Below are 24148 nucleotides of genomic sequence, written 5' to 3'. Positions count from 1 at the left end.
TCACATCAGGCGATGTTCAGTCCGCCAGTCGAGCGATCCGCCCCTTCTCCCCGGATGCCCAGCATCCGCCGTCCCAGGCACAGTCGACGGTGTCGTACGAACCGGTGTCGACCGTGCGCCAGGTCCGGCCGCCGTCGGTGGTGAGGTCGGTCCCGGTGGGGCCGACCGCGAGGGCGGACGCCCGGGTGTACGGGAGCCAGGCGGCGCCGGAGCGGTAGGCCGGCGGCGGCGCGGCGGACGGCCGCCAGGTGCGGCCGCCGTCGGAGGTCGTGGCGGACGCGCGCGGGGACGCCTGGTCGGGGCGGTAGTCGCCGCCGACCGCCAGCGCGTGCGCGCGGTCCCGGACGGCCAGCGCGAAGACGCCCCTGGCCGGGTCGCCCGCCGGGACCGGCACATCGGTGGCCCGCCAGGTCAGCCCGCGGTCAGAAGAGCGCAGCACGCGCGCGCGTGCGCCGCCGCCGGTGGCCAGCCACACGTCCCGGGACCCGGAGGCGACCAGGCACTGGCCGCTCGCGGCGAACCCCGCCTCGCCGGGCTGGGCGGCCGGCATGCCCCGGTCGGGCAGCACCTTCCAGGAGCGGCCGCCGTCGGCGGTGGACAGGATGCGGAACCTGCCGTCGACCGGGTCGCTCATCGCCAGGCCGTGCCGGGAGTCGAAGAAGGCGAGGCAGTCGTAGAAGGCGGCGGTGTCGGTGTTGCGGAAGGACTCCGTCCAGGTCGCCCCGCCGTCCTCGGTGCGGTACACCCGGGAGGCCTCGCCCTCGCCGATGGCCAGCGCCACGGCCCGCCGCGCGTCGAACGCCTCGATGTCCCGGAACTCCAGGTCCGCGCCGCCGGCCGGGGAGACGTTCCGCCAGGAGGCGCCGCCGTCGGTGGTGCGCAGCACGGTGCCGCCGGTACCGGCCACCCAGGCGGTGCGGCGGCTGACGGCGGACAGCCCGCGGAAGCGGACGTCCGGGGCGCCGCCGTCCGTCAGCCGCCAGTGCGGCGCGTGCGGCCGCCGTGCCCCCGCCGCGTCCCGGTCCCCGCCGCCCGCCTGGGCGGGCACGGCCGCCGACACGGCCAGCACCGCCACTCCCAGGACCACGGCCGCCGTCCGCCCGGTCCGGGCCGCCGGTCCCCTCCCCCGGCTCGTGCTGCTCATGCTGCTCGTACGGCTCATGCTGCTCGTACGGCTCTCGCGGCTCATCCATCGCATCGTTCCCCAGCGCCTCATGGCGGGCGAAGCTAGCCCACCGGCCGGACGGCGTCCAGACTTCTCCGCCAACTCCCGCCGCACGCACGGCGGAACACCGGACGGACGGTCCGGCCGAGACTCATGTCACTCGCATGCATGAACGCGGTGACCGAGGTCACTCGCTCCCCGTGTGCACTCAACGGCTGATTCAGTCGTCTCTTCCAGTGCCCGAGCTTCATCCACCCGGACGTGTCCCCCGGCCGTCAGACGTCACAAGGGAGCAAGGCGTTGTCCACCGTCATCGAGCAGACCGTCGAGGCACGCCTGGTCGCGGCAGCCCCGCGGATGCCCAGCATCCCCGCCACACTGCACTACGACCGGAGCGACCCGTTCGCCGTCCGCATGACCTTCCCGGCGCCCGCCACCCTCGAAGGTGTCGAGGTCTGCTGGACGTTCGCCCGCGATCTGCTGGCGGCCGGTCTGCGCGAGCCCGAGGGACACGGGGACGTCCGTGTCCGCCCCTACGGATACGACCGCACCGTCCTGGAGTTCCACGCCCCGGAGGGCACCGCCGTGGTGCACGTCCTCAGCGGTGAGATACGGCGTTTCCTCCGGGCGACGGGTGAGCTGGTGCCCATGGGCCTGGAGTACCGGCAGCTCGACCTCGACCACGACCTCGCCGAGCTGATGCGGGACGTGCTCTGACCCGCTCCGGGCCGGGAGCGACCCCAGGACCGGCTGCCAGGGCCTGCTCCTAGGTCCGGTCGGCGCGGGCCGCGAGCGCGTTCAGGGCGGCGTAGCCGAAGCCGTCCGCCGGGGCGCCGAGGGTGCCCCGCGCCAGCAGTTCCCGCACGGCACGGCGGGCGGCGGCGTAGGCGGTCTCGGCGAGGGCGGATCCGGCGCTCACCCGTGCGACACCGAGCGCGGCCAGCTCGGTGACCGGCGGGGCGCCGGGCACGGCCAGCACGTTGAGCGGGCCGTCGACGCCGTCGGCGAGCACCTTCACCACGCCCGGATCGACGGCCCCGGGCACGAAGACGCCGTCGGCGCCCGCCGCGCGGTAGGCGGCCGCCCGCTCCAGGGTGGCGTCCACTCCCCCGGCACCGCGCAGGAAGGTGTCGACGCGGGCGTTGACGAACAGCGGCACCCCTGCCGCGTCCGCCGCCTCGCGCGCCGCCGCCAGCCGCTCCGCCTGTTCGGCCACCGGCCGCAGCGCGCCCCCGCCCGCCGTGTGCGCGGCGTCCTCGATGTTGACGCCCACCGCCCCGGCGGCGAGCACCGCCCGGACGGTGGCGGCCACTGCGGCGGCGTCCTCGGCGTAGCCGCTCTCGATGTCCGCGCTGACCGGCAGGCCGGTGACGGCGGTGACGCGGGCGAGGGCGGCCAGCGCCCGGTCCCGGTCCAGCCGGTCGCCGTCCGCCTCGCCCAGCGCCCAGGCGAGCCCCGCGCTAGTGGTCGCCACGGCCGCCGCGCCCGCCTCCTCGGCGAGCCGCGCGCTCATCGCGTCCCAGGCGTTGGGCAGCACCAGCGGGCGGCCCGGGACGTGCAGGGCGTGAAAGGCGAGGGCGCGCTCGCGCAGGGCGTTCGTATCGGCGTTCGAGTTCGTCATGCCCGGAACCCAACCAGGCGGACGCCGGGCACGGCTGGCAGGAATCCGCCGTGTACGCGGCGCGCCGGGCGGGGCGGAGCCGGACGGTCCGGGCCGAGGGCCGAGACGCCGGGCGGACGGACCCCGGGCGGGCCGGGCCGCGTGGGTCCGTACGAGTCGAGCCGGACAGGCAGGCAGACAGGCAGGCAGGTCCAGGGCCGACGCGGTTCAGCCGCGTGCGGGTGCCGCCGCCGGGACCGTCGCGGACAGCGCGGCGCGCAGCTCGTCGAGGACCCGGCCGAGGGCGGGGTCCGCCGCCGCGGCGCGCCCGGCCAGATCGTCGGCGCGCCGCTCCCGGGCCGCCCGGTCGGCGCCGGGCGGGGCGGGAAGCAGCCCCGCGGCCACCGCGAGGACCACGACGAGCGCGTCGCGCGCGTCGGCCGTCGCGGCGGGCCGGGTGCCGTCCAGCAGGCGTCGCGCCCGCTCGCGCAGAGCGGCCGGTACCCCGGCGCGCGCCGGGGTGTACCGCGCGGGCGGCAGGAAGCCGAGCGCGCGCCGGGGCCCGGGGCGCAGCCATCCCCCGGCGGTCAACTGGTCCCGTACGGCCGTGAAGGTGTACCCGGCCCACGCGCCCACCCAGGCCCGCCAGGGGCGCGGCCCGGACTCGCGGACGAGTTCGAGCAGGCCGTCCAGGACCGGGTCGCCGGTCGAGGAGTCGAGGTCGGCGGGGGTGGCGATGCCGTGGTCGTCGACGAGCAGTCCGCGCTGGGCCAGTTCGGCCAGGGCACCGGCCCGCACCAGGCGGGGCAGGACGCCGCCGTGCGGCGGCCGGGCGGTGTCCCAGGCCAGCAGGGACAGCCGGGCGGGCAGGGAGAGCGGGGGCCGCCGGGGGGCGGCGGGGCGCGCGCCGTCGGTCATGGGCGGCCTCCTTCTTCCCGGGGCGGGGGTCCGCCCGTAATCGCGTTGACAGCCCTGGGGGCCGCTCCTACGGTGTACAGCGATTCTGTTGCCGTCGATCGGAGAAGGACGTTGTCCGTCTGAGGTCCTGAGACACCGCGTCACACCGCACAGGTGTGTGCGTCGCGTGCGACCTCGGCGTCGAGCCGTCCTGACGGAGTCCGGCCCAGGGCTTTTCTACTGCCCCGTGGCGTCCCTCCCACACGGTGTCCGTGGTCCCGCGGTGTCCAGGTGCATGTCCGCTTCCCGTACCCACCGCATCCAGCACCCGCGAGGCGCCCATGTCAGCATCCCTCACCTGTTCGTCCCTGTCCTTCGCCTGGCCGGACGGGACCTCCGTCCTCTCCGGCCTCGACGCCGCCTTCGGCCCCGGCCGCACCGGGCTCGTCGGCGTCAACGGCTCGGGCAAGTCCACCCTGTTGAAACTGCTCGCCGGTGAACTGACCCCGTCCGGCGGCACGGTCCGCGCGGTCGGCGAGGTCGGACACCTCCCGCAGAACGTCACGCTCGACACCGCGCTCCGCGTCGACGAGGCGCTCGGCATCGCCGCACGGCGGTCCGCGCTGCACGCCATCGAGGCGGGCGACGCGTCCGAGGAGCACTTCGAGACCGTCGGCGACGACTGGGACGTGGAGGAGCGCGCCCTGGCCGCCCTCGGCGAACTCGGGCTCGGCCACCTCGGGCTCGACCGCACCGTCGGGGAGGTGTCCGGCGGCGAGTCGGTCCTGCTGCGGCTGGCCGCGCTGCTGCTGCGCCGCCCCGAGGTGCTGCTCCTGGACGAGCCGACCAACAACCTCGACCTGTACGCGCGGCGCCGCCTGTACGCGGCCGTCTCCGCCTGGCCGGGCGTGCTGGTCGTGGTCAGCCACGACCGCGGCCTGCTGGAGCGGGTCGACCGGATCGCCGATCTGCGCTCCGGGGAGATCAGCTGGTACGGCGGCAGCTTCTCGGCGTACGAGCAGGCGCTCGCCGTCGAGCAGGAGGCCGCCGAGCGGATGGTCCGGGTCGCCGGGACCGATCTGCGCCGCCAGCGCCGCGAACTGGCCGACGCCCACGTGAAACTGGCCCGCCGCAAGCGCTACGGCCAGAAGATGTACGACACCAGACGCGAGCCCAGGGCGGTGATGAACCAGCGCAAGCGCTCCGCGCAGGAGTCGGCGGGCAAGCACCGCCTGATGCACGAGGAGAAGCTGGCCGAGGCCAGGGAGCGGCTCGACGAGGCGGTGGAGGCGGTGCGCGACGACGACGAGATCCGGATCGAGCTGCCGTACACGGCCGTACCGCCGGGCCGCGCCGTCCTCGCCCTGCGGGACCTGGAGACGGCCCACGGCGCGTGTGTGCGCGGCGGTCTGGACCTGTACGGACCGGAACGGATCGCGCTGGTCGGGCGCAACGGCGCGGGCAAGACGACGCTGCTGCGCACGGTCGCCGGGGAGCTGGCGCCGGTGGCGGGCGAGGCGGTGGCGCATGTGCCGCTGCGGTTCCTGCCGCAGCGCCTCGATGTCCTGGACGACGAGCTGAGCGTCGCCCAGAACGTGGCCCGGTTCGCGCCGGACGCCACGGACAACCGGGTCCGGGCCCGGCTCGCCCACTTCCTGTTCCGGGGCGCCCGCGCCGACCAGCGGGCGGCGACGCTGTCCGGCGGCGAGCGCTTCCGGGCGGCGCTGGCCGCGCTGATGCTGGCCGAGCCCGCGCCGCAGCTCCTGCTGCTGGACGAGCCGACGAACAATCTGGACCTGGCGAGCGTGCGGCGGCTGACCACCGCTCTGGAGTCCTACGAGGGCGCCCTGTTGGTGGCGAGCCACGATCTGCCGTTCCTGGAGTCGATCGGCGTCACCCGGTGGCTGCTCCTGGAGGAGGGGAGACTGACGGAGACCACCCGGGAGGCGGTCGGGGGCCCCGCGTAGCGGCCGGACCCCGAGGGTGTGACATGCCTCTCGTACGGCGTGGCGCACGGCACCCTCGTCCGGGTGAACGGGTCGCCCGTCCGGCTCCGGGACCTGCGGGTCCCGGAGCCGTCCCGCACCCGCCGCTTCCCTCGGGCGTGCGGCCTGATCAGTGATCTTTACGACGCCCTTAACCTACGGCTTCGTAACCTACGGTCTCGTAGCCTACGATCCCGTAGGTTCACGGATCCGGCACCGCTCGCCGGTTCCCGCGTACATCGAGCTGTCCCCCCGCACGTCGCCGTGCGCTCTGTTCCCGCATGCACCCGCCGGCCCCGCCCGCGCGCGCGTCCCCTTGGAGTTCCCTTGACGATCACCTCCTCGCACCTCGGCAGTTCGTCCGCCTGGACCGACGCGCGGCTGCTCTTCGCGCTGGAAGAGGTGGTCGAGAAGGAACTCGACCGGCATCTGCGGGTCGCCAAGGACTGGATGCCGCACGAGTACGTCCCCTGGAGCGACGGCCGGAACTTCCCCGGCATCTTCGAGGACGGCGAGGCGTGGGAGAAGGAGCAGTCGAAGGTCACGGAGATCGGCCGGATCGCCCTCGTCGTCAATCTGCTGACCGAGGACAACCTGCCCAGCTACCACCACGAGATCGCCACGCTCTTCGGCCGCGACGGCGCCTGGGGGACCTGGGTGCACCGCTGGACCGCGGAGGAGGGCAGGCACGGCATCGTGATGCGCGACTACCTGCTGACCTCGCGCGCGGTCGACCCGGACCAGCTGGAGCGGTTCCGGATGTCGCACATGAGCGAGGGCTTCGAGTCCGACAACAGCCACTCGATGCTGCACTCGGTGGCCTATGTCGCCTTCCAGGAGCTGGCCACCCGGATCTCGCACCGCAACACCGGCCACCAGTCGGGCGACCCGGTCTGCGACCGCATGCTCGCGCGCATCGCGGCCGACGAGAACCTGCACATGATCTTCTACCGCAATCTGCTCAAGGCGGCCTTCGAGATCGCCCCCGACCTCACGATGCGGGCGGTGCGGGACGTCGTGGTCGACTTCCGCATGCCGGGCCACGGCATCCCGGGCTTCGAGCGGGCGGCGGCCCAGATGGCCATCGGCGAGGTCTACAACCTGCGCATCCACCACGACGACGTGCTCCAGCCCGTGCTGCGCTTTCTGAAGATCATGGAGATCGGCGGTCTCGGCCCCGAGGGGCTGCGCGCGCAGGAGGAGCTGGGCCTGTTCATGGGCGGCCTGAACACGGAGGCCGCCAAGTTCGACGAGAAGCTGGCGGCGCGCAAGGCGCGGCTGGCGGCGCGGGCCGGCGGCTGACCCTACTGCGCCCTGCGGCGCAGGTTCTGCCGTTCCTTCTCGGACAGGCCGCCCCAGACGCCGAAGCGCTCGTCGTTGGCCAGCGCGTACTCCAGGCAGGCCGGGCGCATCTCGCACAGCGCGCAGATGCGCTTGGCCTCGCGCACGGAGCTGCCCGGTTCCGGGAAGAAGAACTCCGCCCCGGTCTGCGCGCACAGGGCCTGGGCCTGCCAGGCGGGGTCGGCCGGTGTGATCGTTTCGATGTGCATGGGCGAGATCGTGCCGGACGGCGAAAAACGTTCGATCAACGCGCGGTCAACGCCGATGGCAGGCGGCTTCCGCCGCCCTCCCCCGGCGCCTTCTGACGCCTTCCGGTGCCTTCCGGCACCTTCCGATGATGGCCTCCCGGACAGCCGCCGCGCACGGCGGCGCGCGGAGCGGCGGCGCATGGAGCGGCGGCGCTTCGGCGGCGGTCGTCCGGGGGCGGTGCGAGACTCGGTGGAGCGGACCACGCGTCCCTTCGAAGGAGGGCGACGATGCTCACCACCCGTTTCGCCGACGGCGCTCCGAACTGGACCGACGTCACCGTGCCCGATCCCGGCGCCGCCCGTTCCTTCTACGGCGGGCTCTTCGGCTGGGAGTTCCGGTCGGCCGGACCCGACGCCGGCGGCTACGGCTTCTTCCTGCTCGACGGCCGGATCACGGCCGGTTCGATGCCCGCCCCGGCGGATGGGGGGCCGTCCGCCTGGACCGTGTACTTCCGCTGTGCCGACGCGGCGGGGACCGCGCGGGCCGCCGAGCAGGCGCACGGCAGGGTGCTGGCCGCGCCGGTGGACGTACTGGGCCAGGGGCACACGGCCCTTCTCGCCGACCGCGCCGGGGCGCCGTTCGGCCTCTGGCAGCCGGAGCGGCGCCAGGGGCTCGACGCGGCCGGGGAGCCCGGCTCGCTGTGCTGGGTGGAGCTGTACACCCCCGACCTGGCGGCGGCGGCCGCCTTCTACCACCGGGTACTCGGCCTGGAGACCTCGGCGGCCCCCCTCCCCGAGGGCACCTACACCTGCCTCAACCCCGCCGGTGGCGGCCAGGACGCCATGTTCGGCGGTGTCGTCCCGCTCGGCGACGATCCGGTGGCGGCCCGGACCGGGCCGTACTGGCTGCCGTACTTCGCCGTCGCGGACGCCGACGCCGCCGAGGCCCGCGCCGTGGAGCTGGGCGGCGGGATCCACCTGCCGGTCACCGAGGTCGCGGACGTCGGCCGCGTCGCCCGGCTCACCGATCCGTCCGGCGCCCGCTTCGCGATCCTCGAACCGGCACCGCGACGGCAACCGGGGCAACCGGGGTAGCCAGGCGATCCGGACGTGCGGCGGGCGGCTTCGGAGCCGGGGTGCCGAAGGGAAGAACCGGGGTGCCGAAGGGAAGGGAGCCGCTCACCGCGATGCCTCGTGTGCCTCGTATGCCTCGTATGCCTCGTATGCCTCGCGGATGGTTGCGGGAATGCGCCCGCGATCGTTGACGAGGTAGCCGTTCGCGCGGGCCCAAAGGCGTATCGCCTCGGCCTGCGCACCGCCATCGGGCACACGGCGCCCTGCCGTCCCTTCTGCGCCGCGCCCTTCCAGATCGTCGGCCACGGCCTGGAAGAAGGCGGTCAACGAGGCGTGTTCGGCGTCGCGGGGGAAGGCACCTTCGGTCCAGGAACCGACCGTCCCCGTGCGCGTGTCCAGGAAGCTCCCGTAGAAGCCGTCGCTCTCCGCGGCGACCGGCACCCACTCCCGGCGCCATGACGGGTGGTCGGGGTCCGCGGACGGCTCCCGCTCCGCCATGGCCGTTCTGTGGAGGTGGACACGCTCGATGTCCGTGAGGCCGAGGAGCAGTCCGCCGCCGGGGAGGACTCCTCCGCATCCCAGCGCCACCAGAGGCGATCCGGGATCAGGCCGCCTACCGGCATCGATGTCGTTCGCCAGCAGCCACTGCCGCATCTCCGTGGGGAACACCAAGCCCATGCGCGTCTCGGTGGCCCTGACGGCCGTCGCGCTTCCCGGGCCGCCGAGGGCGGCGAAGACGGCCGGAGCGTGCTGCTCCAGCCATCCGGTCACCCGGCCCCACGCCTGTCGTACGTCTCCCACGTCGTGCTCCGGCATGCCGCTCATGGGGGAACCGTATGCGGAGCCACTGACATCGAGCCCGATGGCGGTGGCCGGCCGGGGCCGCAGCGGTGCGGCCGGGAAGCGGTGCGGGTACGGCCGGGGTGCGCTACGCGGACGCCCGGCGGATCAGCTCCGTCGGCAGGACGAGACTGCGTCCGGTGCCCCCGGTGCCCCCGGTGCCCCCGGTGGGGCCGGGCGGGGCGGTGTCGGGGCCGCGCAGCAGCAGGCGGGCCATCAGGCGGCCCATCCCTTCGATGTCCTGGCGGACCGTCGTCAGGGGCGGGTCGGTCTGTTCGGCCAGCGGGAGCATGTCGTCGAAGCCGACGACGGCGACGTCCTCGGGCACCCGCAGTCCGCGGGCGCGCAGCACGCGCAGCGCGCCGGAGGCGGTGAGGTCGTTCGCGGCGAAGACGGCGTCGAGATCGGGCACCCGGTCCAGGAGTTCACCGAGGGCGCGCTCGCCCCCGGCGGGCGTGAAGTCGCTCTCCGCGATCAGCCGGGGATCGCCGCCGTCCATGACGTCCCGGTAGCCTTCGAGCCGGTCCGCCGCCGAGGTCTGGTCCAGCGGCCCGCAGATGTGGGCGATCCGCCGACGGCCGAGCCCGGCCAGGTGCCGTACGGCCGTCCGGGCGCCGCCCCGGTTGTCGGTGTCGACGTAGGCCGCCTCGCGCACGCCGTCGCTCCAGCCGGGCCGCCCGCCGAACACGGTCGGCACCCCGGCGCGCTGGATCAGCGCGGGCAGCGGGTCGTCGAGGTGGAGGGAGAAGACCAGCGCGCCGTCGACATGGCCGCCCGCCAGATAGCGCCCGACCCGGGCGTGGTCCTCGCGGCCCTCGGTGAGCAGCAGCACGAGCTGGGTGTCGTGGGCCGTCAGTTCCTTGCTGATGCCGCGCAGTTGACGGGCGAAGAAGGGGTCGGCGAAGACCCGGGTCTCCGGTTCGGCGATGACGACGGCGACGGCGTCGTGCCGCTTGGTCACCAGGCTGCGGGCCGCCTGGTTGGGCACGTAGCCGAGTTCGTCCACGGCCCGGCGCACCCGTGCGGCGAGCGGTTCGCGCACGCCGTCCCCGCCGTTGACCACCCGGGACACGGTGGCCCGTGACACCCCCGCCCGCGCGGCCACCGCCTCCAGCGTGGGACGCGGCGCGGTCTCGCTCACTTCGGGACTCCTCACAGGCGGCTGCGGATCAGGATAGCCCGCTGGTCCGCCCGTGGTGAGAGCGCTTTCCCGGCCGGTGCCGGGCCGCGGAAGGCCGCTCTCAGCCGAGGAGGTCGACATGCCGTCCGACCCCCAGTTCCCCGGCGCGCCGGTACGCGGACCAGGCGACCGCCAGATCCTGCCAGGGCAGCCCGACCGGCGCGTAGACGGTACGGGCCGCGGCGTCGGGCCGCCCGGGACGCGTGCCGTCCAGCACCTCGCCGAGGGTGGCGTCGGCGGCCGAGGCGGGCAGGGACGCCGCGGCCAGCACGCCCATGGCGGCGGCCAGTTCGCGGTCGTCGACCACGAGCACGGCGGCGCGCAGCAGATCGGCGGCCAGTTCCCGCTTGCCCGGCTCGTCGCTGCCCAGGCTGGTCAGGTGGGTGCCCTCCCGGATGTCGGCGAGGCCCAGCAGCGGCTGCCGGGACCAGGTGGCCAGGACGACGGTCCTGGCGCGGGCTGCGACCTCGGCGGCGGAGGACAGCACCCGGCCGCCGTGCCGCGCGGCGAACTCGGCCGCGCGGCCGGGGTCCAGGTCGTGGACGACCAGGTCCCGGCGGGGACGCAGGGTGTCCAGGGCGCGTACGGTCGCCTCGGCCTGGGCGCCCGCGCCCACCACACCGAGGACCGTGTCGTCCCCGGGCGCGGCCAGCAGATGGGTGCCCAGGGCGGCGGCCGTGCCGGTGCGCCGGGCGGTGACGGTGGCGGAGTCCAGCAGGGCGAGCAGTTCACCGTCCCGGCCGCTGTGCAGGCAGATCACCCCGCGCAGAGCGGGGCGCGCGCCGGGGAACTTGGCGTTGACCTTGACGGTGTAGGCGTCGATGCCCGGCAGCAGTCCGGGGATCAGGGCGGTGGCCGTCCCGGGGAAGGGCAGGTCGGTGCGGATCCGCTGTCCGGGGACCGTGGTGTGCGGGGCGCGGCGGAAGCCCTCGCGCAGGGCGTCGACGCAGTCGGCGGGGTCCAGGACGGCTTCGAGGTCGCGGCGGGTGAGCAGAAGGGTCACCCGCCCATGATCCGCCGGTGCGGGCGCGGCGCGTCTGCCGGGTTCCGGTCCCGGTCCCGTCTCCCGTCGTACGCCGTGCTCCGCGGGCGGTGCCCGCCTGCTGTCCCGCCCCGGCTCGCAAGGTGCTCCCGGCCCGGCCCAAGAGCCGTTCCCGGCCCGGCTCAAGGGCCGCTCCCGGCCCCGGCTCAAGAGCCGCTCCCCGTCCGGCTCAGGAGGCGGCGGGGTCCTGCCCGGCGGCCCTGGCCCGGCTCGGCTGCACCCGCTTCGGCTCCCCCGGCATCTTCGGGTACTCGGGCGGATACGGCAGATCGCCCAGCCCGTGGTCGCGTTCGTCGCGCGCGGCCAGGTCGAGCAGGGCGTCCAGCGCGTAGGCGTGGTCGTCCATGTCGGCGTGCACGTCACCGGCCTCGGCGAAGCGGGCGGGCATCGTGGTGATGTCGAAGTCGCGCGGGCGGGCCGTGGGCACCTCCTCCCAGCGCAGCGGCGCCGAGACGGGGGCGTGCGGGCGTGGGCGTACCGAGTAGGCGGAGGCGATGGTGCGGTCGCGGGCGGTCTGGTTGTAGTCGACGAAGATGCGCGCGCCGCGCTCCTCCTTCCACCACTTGGTGGTGACCTGCTCCGGCATGCGGCGCTCCAGCTCCCGGCCCACCGCGATGGCGGCCCGCCGCACCTGGGTGAAGGTCCAGCGCGGCTCGATGGGCACGAAGACATGCAGTCCGCGTCCGCCGGAGGTCTTGGGCCAGCCGTGCAGGCCGCCGAACTCGTCGAGGACGGCGCGCAGTTCACCGGCGGCGCGGACGGCGTCGGTGTAGTCGGTGCCGGGCTGCGGGTCGAGGTCGATGCGCAGTTCGTCGGGGTGCTCGACGTCGTCGCGCCGGACCGGCCAGGGGTGGAAGGTGAGGGTGCCGTACTGGGCCGCCCAGACCACCGCCGCCTGCTCGGTGGGGCACATCTCGTCGGCGCTGCGGCCGCTGGGGAAGGTGATGTGGGCGGTCGGGATCCAGTCGGGCATGCCGCGGGGCGCGCGCTTCTGGTAGAACCACTCGCCGTCGATGCCGTCCGGGTAGCGCTCCAGGGTGGTGGGCCGTTCGCGCAGGGCGCGCAGGATGCCGGGCGCGACCGCCTGGTAGTACCGGGCGACGTCCAGCTTGGTGTACCCGTGCTCCGGGAAGAACACCTTGTCCGGGCTGGACAGCCGTACGGTCCGGCCGGCCACGTCGAGTTCCACCGCTTCGCCCATGCGAGCCACGGTAGGCGTACCCCGCACACCTCGCACACCGGGCGAAAGGCGCGTTCCGCGCGCACAATCGCAGCCATGGAGCTGCCCGTGATGCCGCCCGTGAAGCCCATGCTCGCCAAGCCGGTGGCGCGCATCCCGCCGGGGATGCACTACGAGGCGAAGTGGGACGGGTTCCGGGCCATCGTGTTCCGCGACGGGTCCGAGGTGGAGCTGGGCAGCCGTACGGGCAAGCCGCTGACCAGGTACTTCCCGGAGCTGGTCGGGGCGTTCCGGGAGCGGCTGCCCGAGCGGTGCGTGCTGGACGGGGAGATCGTGATCGCGCGCGAGGGGCGGCTCGACTTCGACGCGCTGACCGAGCGGATCCATCCGGCCGACTCCCGGGTGCGCACGCTGGCCGAGCGGACCCCGGCCTCCTTCGTGGCGTTCGACCTGCTGGCGCTGGACGCCGAGGCCCTGCTCGACGTGCCGCTGGCGGACCGGCGGGCGCTGCTGGAGCGGGCGCTCGCGGGGGCGGGGGCGCCGGTGCACGTGGCGCCGGCGACGACGGACGCCGAGGTGGCCCGGCAGTGGTTCGAGCAGTACGAGGGGGCGGGGCTCGACGGGGTGATCGCCAAGCCGCCGGGGCTGCCCTACCTCCAGGACCAGCGGGCCATGTTCAAGATCAAGCACGAGCGGACGGCGGACGTGGTGGTGGCCGGTTACCGCCTGCACAAGAGCGGCCCGGTCGTGGGCTCGCTGCTGCTCGGGCTCTACGACGGCCGGGGCGTCCTCCAGCACGTGGGGGTGGCGGCGGCGTTCCCGATGCAGCGCCGCGCCGAACTGGTCGGGGAACTGGCGCCGTTGCGCATGGACGATCCGTCCGGGCATCCGTGGGCCGCGTGGTCCGAGGAGGCGGCGCACGAGTCGGCCCGGCTGCCGGGCGCGCCGAGCCGCTGGTCGGGCCGCAAGGACCTGTCGTGGGTGCCGCTGCGGCCGGAGCGGGTGGCCGAGGTGGCGTACGACCACATGGAGAACGGGGCGCGGTTCCGGCACACGGCGCGCTTTCGCCGCTGGCGTCCGGACCGGGCCCCGGAAAGCTGCACGTACGCCCAACTGGAGGAGCCCGTCCGCTACGACCTGGCGCGGATCCTCGGCCCCTGACGCGGGCCGGTCTCCCGCTCCGCCGGGGCGCCGGATGTCATGTCCGCCGGGTCAGGACGTCATGAGGATCTCCGCCGGATCAGGGCGTCATGAGGATCTCCAGCGCGCCGTCCTGCTGGTGGGCGGCGAAGTCGCCGACGCGGAGCGGGTCGTCGTCGGTGCCGAGCGGATCGTCGTCGGTGAGGTGGGGCAGGAAGCCGTCGTCGGTCGGCTCCCCGATCACGGGGTCGGGGGCGTCCCCCACCCGGACGCCACGCTTGCCCTTCAGGCGCGGGCGGCGGGTTCCACCGGGTTGCGCAGGCCCTCGGCGGCGTCCGCGACGCGCCGGATCAGGTCGAAGAACTGGGTCTGCTCGGCGGGGCTGAGCGGGCCCAGGAAGACCTGGTTCATCCGGGCCGTGCGCACGGTGAGCCTGCGGTGGGTGCGCTCGCCCTCCGCGGTCGGCCGGAGCAGGAAGCGGCGGCCGTCCCCGGGGTCGCGGACCTTGCCGAGCAGACCGCGGCGTTCGAGACGGCTGACGACCTCGGCGATGGTGGAGCGGTCGAGCCCGACCCGCTCCCCCACGGTGCGCTGGTCGAGTCCGGGCTCGGCGACCAGCGCGTTGAGCACGGCGAACTGCGGTGAGGTGATCTCCTCGGAGACCATCGTGTTCCACAGCAGGTAGTGGGCCTGCTGGAGGCGCCGGGCCAGGTGCCCGGGGTGGGTCGTCAGGTCCACCGCGGCCATGAGCGCTCCTCGTTCTCGCAGTTTTCGCAGTTCTCGCAGTTCTCGCACGGTTCTCGCCGGTTCGCGCGGGCGCGTGGCGCTCGCCCGGTCTGTAGGTGCACTGAACAGTATCTCCATCGAGCCACCGTCCGGTCCTGCGACACGCGGATGATGTGAACCACTGGTCAGAACCCTTGACGGTCTCCGATGACGGTGGCAGCGTGAGGGCCGCTCGCGGAAATACTCAGTGCCCTGACTATCTCCGGACCACCTGTGACGCCCGTCTGCGGCGACCATCCGCGGCACCGGACGGCAGGGCCCCGGCAGAGACGAGGCGTGTTTCGATGGACAAGGTGGTCCCCACCGCCGCCCAGGCGGTGGCCGACGTGGGCGACGGCGCCTCGCTGGCGGTGGGCGGATTCGGGCTCAGCGGTGTGCCGAACGTGCTGATCCAGGCGCTGTACGAGCGCGGGAGCGGCGCCCTGTCGGTCGTCTCGAACAACTGCGGCGCACTGGACTCCGGCCTCGCCGTGCTCCTCGCGGCCGGCCGGATCGCCCGGGTGACCGGCTCCTACATCGGCGCCAACAAGGAGTTCGCCCGCCAGTACCTGTCCGGCGAGCTGGAGGTGGAGCTGATCCCGCAGGGCACGCTGGCCGAGCGGCTGCGGGCCGGCGGCGCCGGGATCCCGGCCTTCTACACCCCCGCCGGTGTCGGCACCCAGGTCGCCGACGGCGGACTGCCCTGGCGCTACGACGGACAGGGCGGCGTCGCGCTCGCCTCGCCGCCGAAGGAGGTCCGCGACTTCGACGGCGCCTCCTACGTCCTGGAGCGCGGCATCCGCACCGACTTCGCGCTGGTCCGCGCCGCCCGCGGCGACCGGCACGGGAACCTGGTGTTCGCCAGGTCCGCCCGCAACTTCAACCCGCTGGCGGCCATGGCGGGCAGGGTGACCGTCGCGGAGGTCGAGGAACTGGTCGAGCCGGGCGAGCTGGACCCGGACGCGGTGCACCTGCCCGGGATCTTCGTGCAGCGCGTGGTCGCGCTCACCGCCGAGCAGGCCGCCGACAAGCGGATCGAGAAGCGGACGGTGAGTGCCTGATGGCCTGGACCCGTGAGGAGATGGCCGCCCGTGCGGCGCGCGAGCTGCGCGACGGCCAGTACGTGAACCTCGGCATCGGGCTGCCGACGCTCATCCCGAACCACCTGCCGCCGGGCGTCGAGGTGGTGCTGGAGTCGGAGAACGGCATCCTGGGCACCGGCCCCTACCCCGCCGAGGACGCCGTCGACCCGGACCTGATCAACGCCGGCAAGGAGACCGTCACGGTGCTGCCGGGCGCCTCCTTCTTCGACTCGGCGCTGTCCTTCGCGATGATCCGCGGCGGGCACATCGACGTGGCCGTGCTCGGCGCCATGCAGGTGTCCGCGGGCGGCGACCTGGCCAACTGGGCGGTCCCCGGCAAGATGATCACCGGGATCGGCGGGGCGATGGACCTGGTGCACGGCGCCCGCACGGTCGTCGTCGTGATGACCCACACCGCCAAGGACGGCTCCCCGAAGATCGTCGAGCGGTGCACGCTGCCGCTGACCGGCGCGGCCTGCGTCGACCGGATCGTCACCGACCTCGGCGTCCTGGACGTCACCGGCGACGGACTCGTCCTGACCGAGACCGCGCCCGGGGTCACCGCCGAGGAGATCACCGCCAGGACCGACGCCGAGGTCCGTGTCCCGGGAGCGCCGCGATGACCAGGACCGTCTATGTCGTCGACGCCGTCCGCACCCCCTTCGGCCGCTACGGCGGCGCCCTGGCCGAGGTGCGCCCGGACGACCTGGCCGCGCACGCCCTGCGCGCGCTCCTCGCCCGCACCCCCGGCCTGGACCCGGCCCGGATCGAGGACGTGTACCTCGGCAACGCCAACGGCGCGGGCGAGGAGAACCGCAACGTCGGCCGCATGGCCGCCCTGCTCGCCGGACTGCCCACCTCCGTGCCCGGCGTGACCGTCAACCGGCTGTGCGCCTCCGGTCTTGAGGCGGTGGTCCAGGCGGCCCGCGCCGTCGCCGTCGGGGACGCCTCCGTCGTCGTGGCGGGCGGGGTCGAGTCCATGACCCGCGCCCCCTATGTGCTGCCCAAGGCGGACCGCCCCTTCCCGGCCGGGCACACCGAGCTGTACTCGACCACGCTGGGCTGGCGGATGGTCAACCCGCGGATGGAGCCGCAGTGGACGGTCCCGCTGGGCGAGTCCGCCGAACTGATCGCCGACAAGCACGCGATCAGCCGCGCACAGCAGGACGAGTTCGCCCTGGACAGCCAGCGCAAGGCCGCCGCCGCGCAGCGGGCCGGGCTGTTCGACGCCGAGCTGGCGCCGCTCACGCTGCCCCGGCGCAAGGGCGAGCCGGTGGTGTTCGCCGCCGACGAGTCCGTACGGCCGGACACCTCCCCGGCGGCGCTGGCCGCCCTGAGACCGGCGTTCCGCACGGAAGGCGGCACGGTCACCGCGGGCAACGCCTCCCCGCTGAACGACGGCGCCGCCGCCCTGCTGCTGACCGACGAGGAGGGCCTGCGGGCCACCGGCCGCGAGCCGCTGGCCCGGATCTCGGCCACCGGCGTCTGCGCCACCGACCCGCACTACTTCGGGCTCGCCCCCGTCGAGGCCGTCCGGCGCGCCCTGGCCAGGGCCGGGAGGAGCTTCGACGACCTGGACGTCCTCGAACTCAACGAGGCGTTCGCCGCGCAGGTGCTCGGCTGCCTCGCCGAGTGGCCCGCGCTCGACCCGGCCGTCCTCAACCCGCAGGGCGGCGCCATCGCCCTCGGCCACCCGCTCGGCGCCTCCGGCGCCCGGCTCGCCGGCACCGTCGCCCACCAGCTCGCCCGCAAGGGCTCGGGCACCGGCATAGCCACCCTCTGCATCGGCGTCGGACAGGGCCTCGCCCTCGTCCTGGAACGCTAGGAGACCGCCCCATGACCCTCACCCAGCAGGACATCGACCAGGAGATCGCGGCCGAGCACGCCGCGTACGAGAAGCGGCTCGCCCAGGGCGCCCCCGTCGAGCACCACCCGCGCCGCGACTACGCGCCCTACCGCTCCTCCGTGCTGCGGCACCCGAAGCGGCCGCTGGTCGCCATCGACACCGCCAAGGACCCGGAACTGGTCGAGCTGACCTCGCCCGCCTTCGGCGAGCGGGACCTCACCGAGACCGACAACGACCTCACCCGGCAGCACACCGGGGAGCCGGTCGGCGAGCGCATCACCGTCTCGGGCCGGCTCCTGGACCGCGCCGGACGCCCGGTGCGCGGGCAGCTCATCGAGATCTGGCAGGCCAACTCCGCGGGCCGCTACGCCCATCGGCGCGAGCAGCACGACGCCCCGCTCGACCCGAACTTCACCGGCGTCGGCCGCACCCTGACCGACGCCGACGGCCGCTACCGCTTCACGACGATCCAGCCCGGCCCCTATCCGTGGCGCAACCACCTCAACGCCTGGCGGCCCGCGCACATCCACTTCTCCGTCTTCGGCGCGGCCTTCACCCAGCGTCTGGTGACGCAGATGTACTTCCCGAACGACCCGCTCTTCCCGTACGACCCGATCCTTCAGTCCGTGACGGACGACGCCGCCCGGCAGCGGCTGATCGCCGCCTATGACCACAGCCTGTCGGTACCGGAGTTCTCCCTCGGCTACCGCTGGGACATCGTGCTCGACGGCCCCGCCGCCACCTGGCTCGAAGAAGGGCGCTGAGCTGCCATGACGACGACCGACACCGGCCTCCCCGAGGGTCCCGGGGGCGCGGCGCCCACCCCGTCGCACACCGTGGGCCCCTTCTACGGCTACGCACTGCCCTTCCCCGGCGGCGAGGACGTCGCGCCCCACGGCCACCCTGACACCGTCACCGTGCACGGGTACGTGACGGACGGCGAGGGCCGTCCGCTGCCCGACGCGCTGATCGAGACCTGGGGCCCGGACCCGGACGGGCGCATACTCGCCGTGGACGGCTCGATGCGGCGCGACCCCGCCTCCGGCGGCTTCCTCGGCCGCAACGGCGTGGAGTTCACCGGCTTCGGCCGGATCCAGACCGACGCGGACGGCCACTGGTACGTGCGCACCCTGCGGCCCGGCGCCCGCGGGGGCCACGCCCCGTACCTGAGCGTCTGCGTCTTCGCGCGCGGTCTGCTCGTCCACCTGTTCACCCGGATCTACCTGCCCGGCGACGACGCCGCCCTGGCCGCCGATCCGCTGCTCTCCCGGCTGGACGAGGAACGGCGCGCCACGCTGGTCGCGGCGCGCGAGGACAGCGGGGCATACCGTTTCGACATCCGCCTTCAGGGCGAGGGCGAGACGGTCTTCCTGGAGTTCCGGTGACACCATCCGCACCACGGCCCGACAGCACCCGCGCCGAGGCCGGGCTGCTCGCGCCCGGCTGGACCGGTTCCGCCGCCGCGGCGGCGACCGGCGACGCCGCCTTCCTGAGCGCGCTGCTGGAGGCGGAGGCCGCGCTCACCCGGGCGCAGGCCGCGCTCGGCCTCGTCCCCGAGGGCGCGGCCGAGGCGGTGACCCGGGCGGCCGACCCGGCCCGCTTCGACCTGAGGGCGCTGGCCGAACGCGCCCGCGGCGGCGGCAATCCCGTGATCCCGCTGGCCGCCGACCTGACCGCGGCGGTGACCGAGGCGGCGGGCGAGGAGTACGGCGCCTGCGTGCACCGGGGCGCGACCAGCCAGGACATCATGGACACGGCCGCCATGCTGGTCGCCGTGCGCACGCTGGACCTGGTCCTCGCCGACCTGGCCCGCACCGAGGCCGCCCTCGCCCGGACGGCCGCCGCGCACCGCGACACCGTGCTGCCCGGCCGGACGCTGACCCAGCACGCCGTGCCGACCACGTTCGGGCTGAAGGCGGCCGGCTGGCGCGCGCTCGTCCTGGACGCCCGGGACCGCGTCGCGCGGGTACGGGACGCGCTGCCGGTGCAACTGGGCGGCGCGGCGGGCACCTTGGCGGCGTTCGCGGCCTACGGCTCCGAGGACCCGGCCGCGCTGGTGGCGGCGTACGCCCGCGAACTCGGGCTGCGCGCCCCGCTGCTGCCCTGGCACACCCTGCGCACCCCGGTCGCCGACCTGGCCGGCTGCCTCGCCTTCACGGCGGGCGCCCTGGGCAAGACGGCCGCCGACGTGCTGACGCTGTGCCGCACCGAGATCGCCGAACTGGCCGAGGGCAGCGGCGGCGGCTCCTCCGCGATGCCGCACAAGGCGAACCCGGTGCGCTCCACTCTGATCGCCGCCGCCGCCCGGCGCGCCCCGCAGCTCGCGGCCACGCTGTACGCGTCCATGGCCGCCGAGGACGAGCGCCCCGCGGGCGCCTGGCACGCCGAGTGGGAGCCGCTGCGCGATCTGCTGCGGCTGGTGGGCGGTGCGGCCCGCGACGCGGCGGAGCTGGCCGAGGGGCTGCGGGTGGACACCGGTGCGATGCGCGCGCACCTCGGCCTCACCCACGGACTGATCGTCTCCGAGCGGCTGTCGGCCGAACTGTCCGGGGTGCTCGGCCGCGCCCGCGCCCGGGAACTCCTCACCGAACTGGCCCGCCGTGCCTACGCCGAGGACCGCCCGCTCGCCGGACTCCTCGCCGAGGTGCCGGAGTTGCGGGACACCGACCTGGCGGGCCCGACCGACCCCACCCGTTACACCGGCTGCGCCGGACCCCTCACCGACCGTGCTCTGGAGCGACGTTGACCGTGCACCACCGTGCCGAAGGCCCCGCCACGGCACCCGCCCTGCTGCTCGGCCCCTCCCTGGGCACCTCCTCGGCGCTGTGGGACCGGGTCGCCCCGGAACTGGCCGCCTCCCACCGGGTGGTCCGCTGGGACCTGCCCGGACACGGCGGTTCGGCGGCCGGTCTCATCGGTCCGGGCGCGACCGTGGCCGACCTCGCCGCGCTGGTCCTGGAGCTGGCGGACACGCTCGGCCTGGAACGGTTCGCGTACGCGGGGGTGTCCCTGGGCGGCGCCGTGGGGCTGCATCTCGCCGTGTACCACCCCGAGCGGCTGACGTCCCTGGCGGTGATCTGCTCCTCGGCCCACTTCGGCGGGGAGCGGGCATGGCGGCAGCGGGCCGCGCTGGTGCGCCGGGAAGGGCTCGCCGACCTGGCCGCGAGCGCCGGATCCCGCTGGTTCGCCGGTGACTTCACCGTGCCCGAGCTGATCCGCGACCACCGGGAGGCCGACCCGGAGGCGTACGCCGCCTGCTGCGACGCGCTGGCCGCCTTCGACCTCACCGGCAGGCTCCGCGACATCCGCACGCCCACGCTGCTGATCGCGGGCCGCCGGGACCCGGCGACACCGCCCGCGCACCTGCGGGAGATCGCCGACGCGGTGCCCGGCGCGGCCCTCGTCGAGATCCCGGGCGCCTCGCACCTGGCGCCCGCGCAGTGCCCCGGGGCCGTGCTGAGCGCGCTGCGCACGCAACTGGACGGCCCCGCCCGGCAGGGCATGCGGGTACGGCGCGAGGTGCTGGGCGACGCGCACGTGGACCGCGCGCAGGCCCGGCAGACCCCGTTCACGGCCCGCTTCCAGGACTTGATCTCCCGTTATGCCTGGGGCGAGATCTGGACCGACCCCACGCTCACCCGGCGCGAACGCAGCATGATCACCATGACCGCGCTGGTCGCCCACGGCCATCACGACGAGCTGGCGATGCACGTCCGCGCGGCCCGCCGCAACGGGCTGACCCCCGAGGAGATCGGCGCGGTGCTCCTCCAGAGCGCGGTGTACTGCGGGGTGCCCGCGGCCAACTCGGCGTTCGCGGTGGCCCAGCGGGTGCTGGCGGAGGAGCCGGACGCGGGCGGGCCGGGCGAGACGGACGGGCCGGGAGCGGGCTGAGGCCGCCGCCGGGCACGGGTCCGTCGCCGGGTCCGGGAGACCGGCAGTTCGCGGCGGGCGAGCGGGCCCGCTCAGTCCGTGTCCTCCAGCGGGAATCCGTTCGACTCCAGTGCCGCGCGGGCGCGGTCCGCCAGGCCGTCCGCGCCGCAGGACCGGGCCAGTGCCAGACCGCGCCGCAGCTCGGCCGCCGACCCGGCGGCGATGCCGTGCTCGACGCGGGCGGCGGCGTGTTCGTACTGGCAGGGCGACGCCTCCAGAAAGGTGACGGCCTGGGCGGCGAGGGCGACCGCCCGCGGGCCGGTCTCCAGCGCGGCGGCGCAGCGCAGCGCCTCCCCTATGGCGGTGTCGGTGCCGAACCGCTCGGCCTGGCGGCGCACGTCGGAGGCGAGCCGCGCGGCACGGGCCGGGTCCTCCACGGCGAGGGCACGGGCCAGATCCGCCGCCCAGGGCACCATGACCGGATTGTGGTGGCCGCGCACGGCGGCGGCCTGCTCGGCGGCCTCCAGTTCGGCCACGCCCTCCTTGGTGCGGCCCGCGGCGAGCAGCAGCCGGCCGCGGACGCTGCGCGGGTCCGGGATGACGATGGTGGCCGGGTAGGGCGGCGCGAAGCCGTACCGCTCCGCGATCTCCCAGGCCTCCTCGACATGGCCGCGGGCGAGCAGGGTGTCCACCAGGTTGCAGGTGGCGGTCCAGTACAACGGCAGCCCGCGGCCGACCCGTTCGGCGATGGCCAGCGACTCGCGCAGGGCCTGCTCCGCCTCGCGCAACCGGCCGCGCCTGCGGTGGCCGAGGCCCACGTAGGCGTACGCGAGGGCCAGGTGGCCGCCGCTCCAGTGCGCGTTCTCGTAGGCGCGCAGCGCTTCGTTGTAGAGGGCTTCGGCGCGGTCCAGGCGGTCGCTGTAGGCGTAGGCGCTGGCGAGCATCAGCAGCAGTTCGATGCCCCACTCGGTGTCGGTCCAGCCGAGTCCGGGAGCGAGACGGCCGTTGACGAGGGCGCGGTCGCACAGCTCCGCGACCTCCTCGGCGTTCTCGCCGCGCGCCATGGCGTCGAAGCCGCGCAGGATCAGCAGGGCGCGCTCGGAGTTGTCGCGTCCGGTGCAGCCGGCGGCGAGTTCGGCCAGCCGTTCGGAGCGGTCGGGGGTGATGGTCTCGCCGGTGTGCAGGCCCTCCCACATGAACTGGACGGCCTGGAGGCGCAGCCGCACGGGGCCCGGCGGGTGCCGGGCGGCCTCGGCCTCGACCGTGCGGACGGCGTCCTCCAGCTGGTTGTTGTGCAGCAGTGCCTGGGACAGCCGCCAGACGGCGTCCACGCGGGTGGTGCCGTCCAGGCCGGGCATGCTCAGCGCCAGTTGGAGGTGGTCGATGGTGGTGGCGGGAGCGGTGAGCAGGGTGGCGCAGCCCAGTTCGTACAGCACGCGCGCGTGCACCTCGGGAGTGGGCGGTTCCAGCAGGGCCCGCTCCAGGCAGCGGCGGGCGGCCTCCGGGGCGCCGACGGCGAGGTGTTCGCGGGCGGCCTGCCGCAACTGGTCGACGAGTTCCTCGTCGTCGTCCGGGTGGACCTGGAGCAGATGCCGGGAGGCGGCCGCGGCGCCGAGACCGGAGTCGGTGACGACTTGGGCCGCGATGCCGTGCATGGCGGTGCGCAGCGCGTCCGGGATCGAGCTGTAGACGGCGGTGGCGATGAGCGGGTGCACGAACTCCAGGTCGCCTTCGCCTGCGCCCGCGGTGGCCGGATCGGGCTCGGTGAGGATACGGGCCTCGCGCAGCAGTTCGGCGCAGCGCGCGGCGTCGTCGCGGTTCATGGTCGCGAGCCGGGCGACCAGCTGGACGGAGATGTCGGTGCCCAGGATGGCGGCGGCCCACGCGAACCGGGTGGCGTCGATGCCGAGTTCCTCCAGGCGGGCGACGAGGCCGCCGCCGCGGGCGGAGCGGTTCAGGTCGCGCAGTTCGCCCGCGTGCGCCTCGACCGGGTCCAGCTCGCTGTCGCGGACCTTGGCGAGGAGTTCGACGGTGTCGTAGGGGTTGCCGTCGGTGACCGCCCACACCTCGCGGCAGAACGGGCCGTCGGCGTGCGCGCCGAGCGTGCTGCGGGTGAGCGCGGCGGTGGCCTCCGGGGAGAGGCAGCTGAGGGTGCGGACCCCTGCGGCGGCCGCGACCGCCTCCAGCAACTGGGCGCTGTCGCCGCTCACTTCGCCGGGGCGGCGGGTCACGACGAGGAGCACGGACAGCTCGGTGAGGCGTCCGGCGAAGGCGGCGAGCCAGCGCAGGCTCTCCTCGTCGGCCCAGTGGACGTCGTCGATCATCAGCACGAGCGGCCAGTCCCGCCCGGCCAGCCGGCTCACCGCGGCGACCAGTCCCTCGCACACGCTCCGCGGGTCGGCCTGTCCGCCGCCGGGTTCCGCTATGCCGAGGGCGGGCCCGGCGATGCCGTACCACTCGCCCAGGTACTCGCGGGCCTCCTCGGGCATGAGCGACAGCAGTGCGGGCTGGAGCAGTTGGCGCACCACGTTGAAGGGGACGGAGCGCAGGACCTCGCCGCCGCGCGCCGACCAGACGGTGCAGCCGCGTGCCTCGGCGATGCGGCGGGTGCGGGCGAGCAGGGTGGTCTTGCCCAGCCCGGCCTCGCCCTGGAGCACCAGCAGTTCTCCGTGGGACGCGCGGTCGGAGCACAGGGCCTCCACCGCGCGGAGGATGGCGGTGACTTCCTCGTCGCGCTCCCACAGGGAGTCCGAGGCGGCCGGTCCCGGCCGTACCTCCGTCATCCCGCTACCTCCCAAGTCGCCCGAACGACGTACGAATGCCGAGCCTAGCGGCCGGGCCGCCCGAGCGGAGCCCGGTCGGGCCACCTCTTGCCGTGACGGGTGACGGGTGCCGTGCGCGGCCCCGGCCGCGGCGGCGGAACCGGGCCGCAACGGGTCCCTCTCATACCGCT

Annotated in this window: 23 protein-coding genes; 12 read left to right on the top strand and 11 right to left on the bottom strand. The window is 74.8% G+C overall.

Annotated features, from left to right (window positions below):
• Positions 1–16: 16 nt before the first annotated feature.
• Positions 17–1189, bottom strand: coding sequence for a WD40/YVTN/BNR-like repeat-containing protein (locus ACWDYF_RS01635; protein ID WP_389464319.1), 1173 nt, complete (start codon positions 1187–1189; stop codon positions 17–19).
• A 276-nt stretch (positions 1190–1465) separates the two neighbouring features.
• On the opposite strand from ACWDYF_RS01635, the gene ACWDYF_RS01630 reads away from it, so the two are divergent.
• Positions 1466–1882 carry a spore wall synthesis regulator SsgD gene (locus ACWDYF_RS01630; RefSeq protein WP_381739310.1) on the top strand — a complete coding sequence of 139 codons (417 nt, stop codon included), beginning with the start codon at positions 1466–1468 and terminating at the stop codon, positions 1880–1882.
• A gap of 49 nt (positions 1883–1931) precedes the next feature.
• On the opposite strand, the gene ACWDYF_RS01625 is transcribed toward ACWDYF_RS01630, so the two are convergent.
• A complete protein-coding gene (locus ACWDYF_RS01625) occupies positions 1932–2786 on the bottom strand; it encodes an isocitrate lyase/PEP mutase family protein (RefSeq protein ID WP_381739312.1) in 855 nt (284 codons plus the stop codon).
• Between the two features lie 207 nt (positions 2787–2993).
• A complete protein-coding gene (locus tag ACWDYF_RS01620) occupies positions 2994–3683 on the bottom strand; it encodes a GOLPH3/VPS74 family protein (protein ID WP_389464322.1) in 690 nt (229 codons plus the stop codon).
• Between the two features lie 320 nt (positions 3684–4003).
• On the opposite strand from ACWDYF_RS01620, the gene ACWDYF_RS01615 reads away from it, so the two are divergent.
• Both ACWDYF_RS01615 and ACWDYF_RS01610 read left to right on the top strand, forming a co-directional pair.
• Positions 4004–5629 (top strand): ABC-F family ATP-binding cassette domain-containing protein, encoded by a 1626-nt coding sequence (locus ACWDYF_RS01615; protein WP_389464324.1) that lies wholly within the window; start codon positions 4004–4006, stop codon positions 5627–5629.
• Positions 5630–5974: 345 nt separating this feature from the next.
• On the top strand, positions 5975–6949 hold the full coding sequence (locus ACWDYF_RS01610; protein WP_381739317.1) for an acyl-ACP desaturase: 975 nt from the start codon (positions 5975–5977) through the stop codon (positions 6947–6949).
• 2 nt (positions 6950–6951) lie between these two features.
• Here the strand turns inward: ACWDYF_RS01610 and ACWDYF_RS01605 are convergent, their stop codons facing one another.
• A complete protein-coding gene (locus tag ACWDYF_RS01605; RefSeq protein WP_018568690.1) occupies positions 6952–7197 on the bottom strand; it encodes a WhiB family transcriptional regulator in 246 nt (81 codons plus the stop codon).
• 267 nt (positions 7198–7464) lie between these two features.
• On the opposite strand from ACWDYF_RS01605, the gene ACWDYF_RS01600 reads away from it, so the two are divergent.
• Entirely contained in the window at positions 7465–8271 is an 807-nt protein-coding gene (locus ACWDYF_RS01600; RefSeq protein WP_389464327.1) for a VOC family protein, read from the top strand.
• A gap of 84 nt (positions 8272–8355) precedes the next feature.
• Here ACWDYF_RS01600 and ACWDYF_RS01595 read toward each other — a convergent pair whose 3' ends face one another.
• The 4 genes from ACWDYF_RS01595 to ligD all read right to left on the bottom strand — a co-directional run bounded on the left by ACWDYF_RS01595 (position 8356) and on the right by ligD (position 12513).
• Positions 8356–9075: an Lsr2 family DNA-binding protein gene (locus tag ACWDYF_RS01595; RefSeq protein WP_389464329.1), complete on the bottom strand. Its 720-nt coding sequence runs from the start codon at positions 9073–9075 to the stop codon at positions 8356–8358.
• A 103-nt stretch (positions 9076–9178) separates the two neighbouring features.
• A complete protein-coding gene (locus ACWDYF_RS01590) occupies positions 9179–10231 on the bottom strand; it encodes a LacI family DNA-binding transcriptional regulator (protein ID WP_389464331.1) in 1053 nt (350 codons plus the stop codon).
• A gap of 100 nt (positions 10232–10331) precedes the next feature.
• The gene (locus ACWDYF_RS01585) at positions 10332–11273 is read right to left on the bottom strand and encodes an ornithine cyclodeaminase family protein (RefSeq protein ID WP_389464333.1); all 942 of its coding nucleotides are present in this window, start codon (positions 11271–11273) and stop codon (positions 10332–10334) included.
• Positions 11274–11481: 208 nt separating this feature from the next.
• Positions 11482–12513, bottom strand: a complete 1032-nt coding sequence (ligD, locus tag ACWDYF_RS01580) for a non-homologous end-joining DNA ligase (protein ID WP_018568685.1) — start codon at positions 12511–12513, stop codon at positions 11482–11484.
• A 75-nt stretch (positions 12514–12588) separates the two neighbouring features.
• On the opposite strand from ligD, the gene ACWDYF_RS01575 reads away from it, so the two are divergent.
• Positions 12589–13653, top strand: coding sequence for an ATP-dependent DNA ligase (locus ACWDYF_RS01575; protein ID WP_389464335.1), 1065 nt, complete (start codon positions 12589–12591; stop codon positions 13651–13653).
• Between the two features lie 79 nt (positions 13654–13732).
• Here ACWDYF_RS01575 and ACWDYF_RS01570 read toward each other — a convergent pair whose 3' ends face one another.
• Both ACWDYF_RS01570 and ACWDYF_RS01565 read right to left on the bottom strand, forming a co-directional pair.
• Positions 13733–13897: a hypothetical protein gene (locus ACWDYF_RS01570; protein ID WP_389464337.1), complete on the bottom strand. Its 165-nt coding sequence runs from the start codon at positions 13895–13897 to the stop codon at positions 13733–13735.
• A gap of 20 nt (positions 13898–13917) precedes the next feature.
• Positions 13918–14379 (bottom strand): MarR family winged helix-turn-helix transcriptional regulator, encoded by a 462-nt coding sequence (locus tag ACWDYF_RS01565; protein WP_037889732.1) that lies wholly within the window; start codon positions 14377–14379, stop codon positions 13918–13920.
• A 323-nt stretch (positions 14380–14702) separates the two neighbouring features.
• Between ACWDYF_RS01565 and ACWDYF_RS01560 the strand changes: the two genes are divergently transcribed.
• Genes ACWDYF_RS01560 through pcaDC form a run of 7 tightly spaced genes read left to right on the top strand, consistent with a single transcriptional unit; the run spans position 14703 to position 21216 of the window.
• Complete coding sequence (locus ACWDYF_RS01560) at positions 14703–15458, top strand: CoA transferase subunit A (protein ID WP_389464339.1); 756 nt, start codon at positions 14703–14705, stop codon at positions 15456–15458.
• On the top strand, positions 15458–16102 hold the full coding sequence (locus ACWDYF_RS01555) for a CoA transferase subunit B (RefSeq protein WP_389464340.1): 645 nt from the start codon (positions 15458–15460) through the stop codon (positions 16100–16102). The genes ACWDYF_RS01560 and ACWDYF_RS01555 overlap by 1 nt, the downstream gene beginning before the upstream one ends.
• Positions 16099–17304: an acetyl-CoA C-acyltransferase gene (locus ACWDYF_RS01550; protein WP_018568680.1), complete on the top strand. Its 1206-nt coding sequence runs from the start codon at positions 16099–16101 to the stop codon at positions 17302–17304. The genes ACWDYF_RS01555 and ACWDYF_RS01550 overlap by 4 nt, the downstream gene beginning before the upstream one ends.
• A gap of 11 nt (positions 17305–17315) precedes the next feature.
• Entirely contained in the window at positions 17316–18089 is a 774-nt protein-coding gene (gene pcaH / locus ACWDYF_RS01545; RefSeq protein ID WP_389464341.1) for a protocatechuate 3,4-dioxygenase subunit beta, read from the top strand.
• Between the two features lie 6 nt (positions 18090–18095).
• Complete coding sequence (gene pcaG, locus ACWDYF_RS01540) at positions 18096–18710, top strand: protocatechuate 3,4-dioxygenase subunit alpha (RefSeq protein WP_389464342.1); 615 nt, start codon at positions 18096–18098, stop codon at positions 18708–18710.
• The gene (gene pcaB, locus ACWDYF_RS01535) at positions 18707–20071 is read left to right on the top strand and encodes a 3-carboxy-cis,cis-muconate cycloisomerase (protein WP_389464344.1); all 1365 of its coding nucleotides are present in this window, start codon (positions 18707–18709) and stop codon (positions 20069–20071) included. The genes pcaG and pcaB overlap by 4 nt, the downstream gene beginning before the upstream one ends.
• Positions 20068–21216, top strand: coding sequence for a bifunctional 3-oxoadipate enol-lactonase/4-carboxymuconolactone decarboxylase PcaDC (gene pcaDC, locus ACWDYF_RS01530; RefSeq protein ID WP_389464346.1), 1149 nt, complete (start codon positions 20068–20070; stop codon positions 21214–21216). Before pcaB ends, pcaDC begins: the two co-directional genes overlap by 4 nt.
• 71 nt (positions 21217–21287) lie before the next feature.
• Here the strand turns inward: pcaDC and ACWDYF_RS01525 are convergent, their stop codons facing one another.
• Complete coding sequence (locus tag ACWDYF_RS01525) at positions 21288–23978, bottom strand: ATP-binding protein (protein WP_018568675.1); 2691 nt, start codon at positions 23976–23978, stop codon at positions 21288–21290.
• Positions 23979–24148: the final 170 nt, after the last annotated feature.

This window comes from Streptomyces sp. NPDC003284, from assembly GCF_053589675.1.
This window is presented reverse-complemented; position numbering and strand designations above follow the sequence as displayed.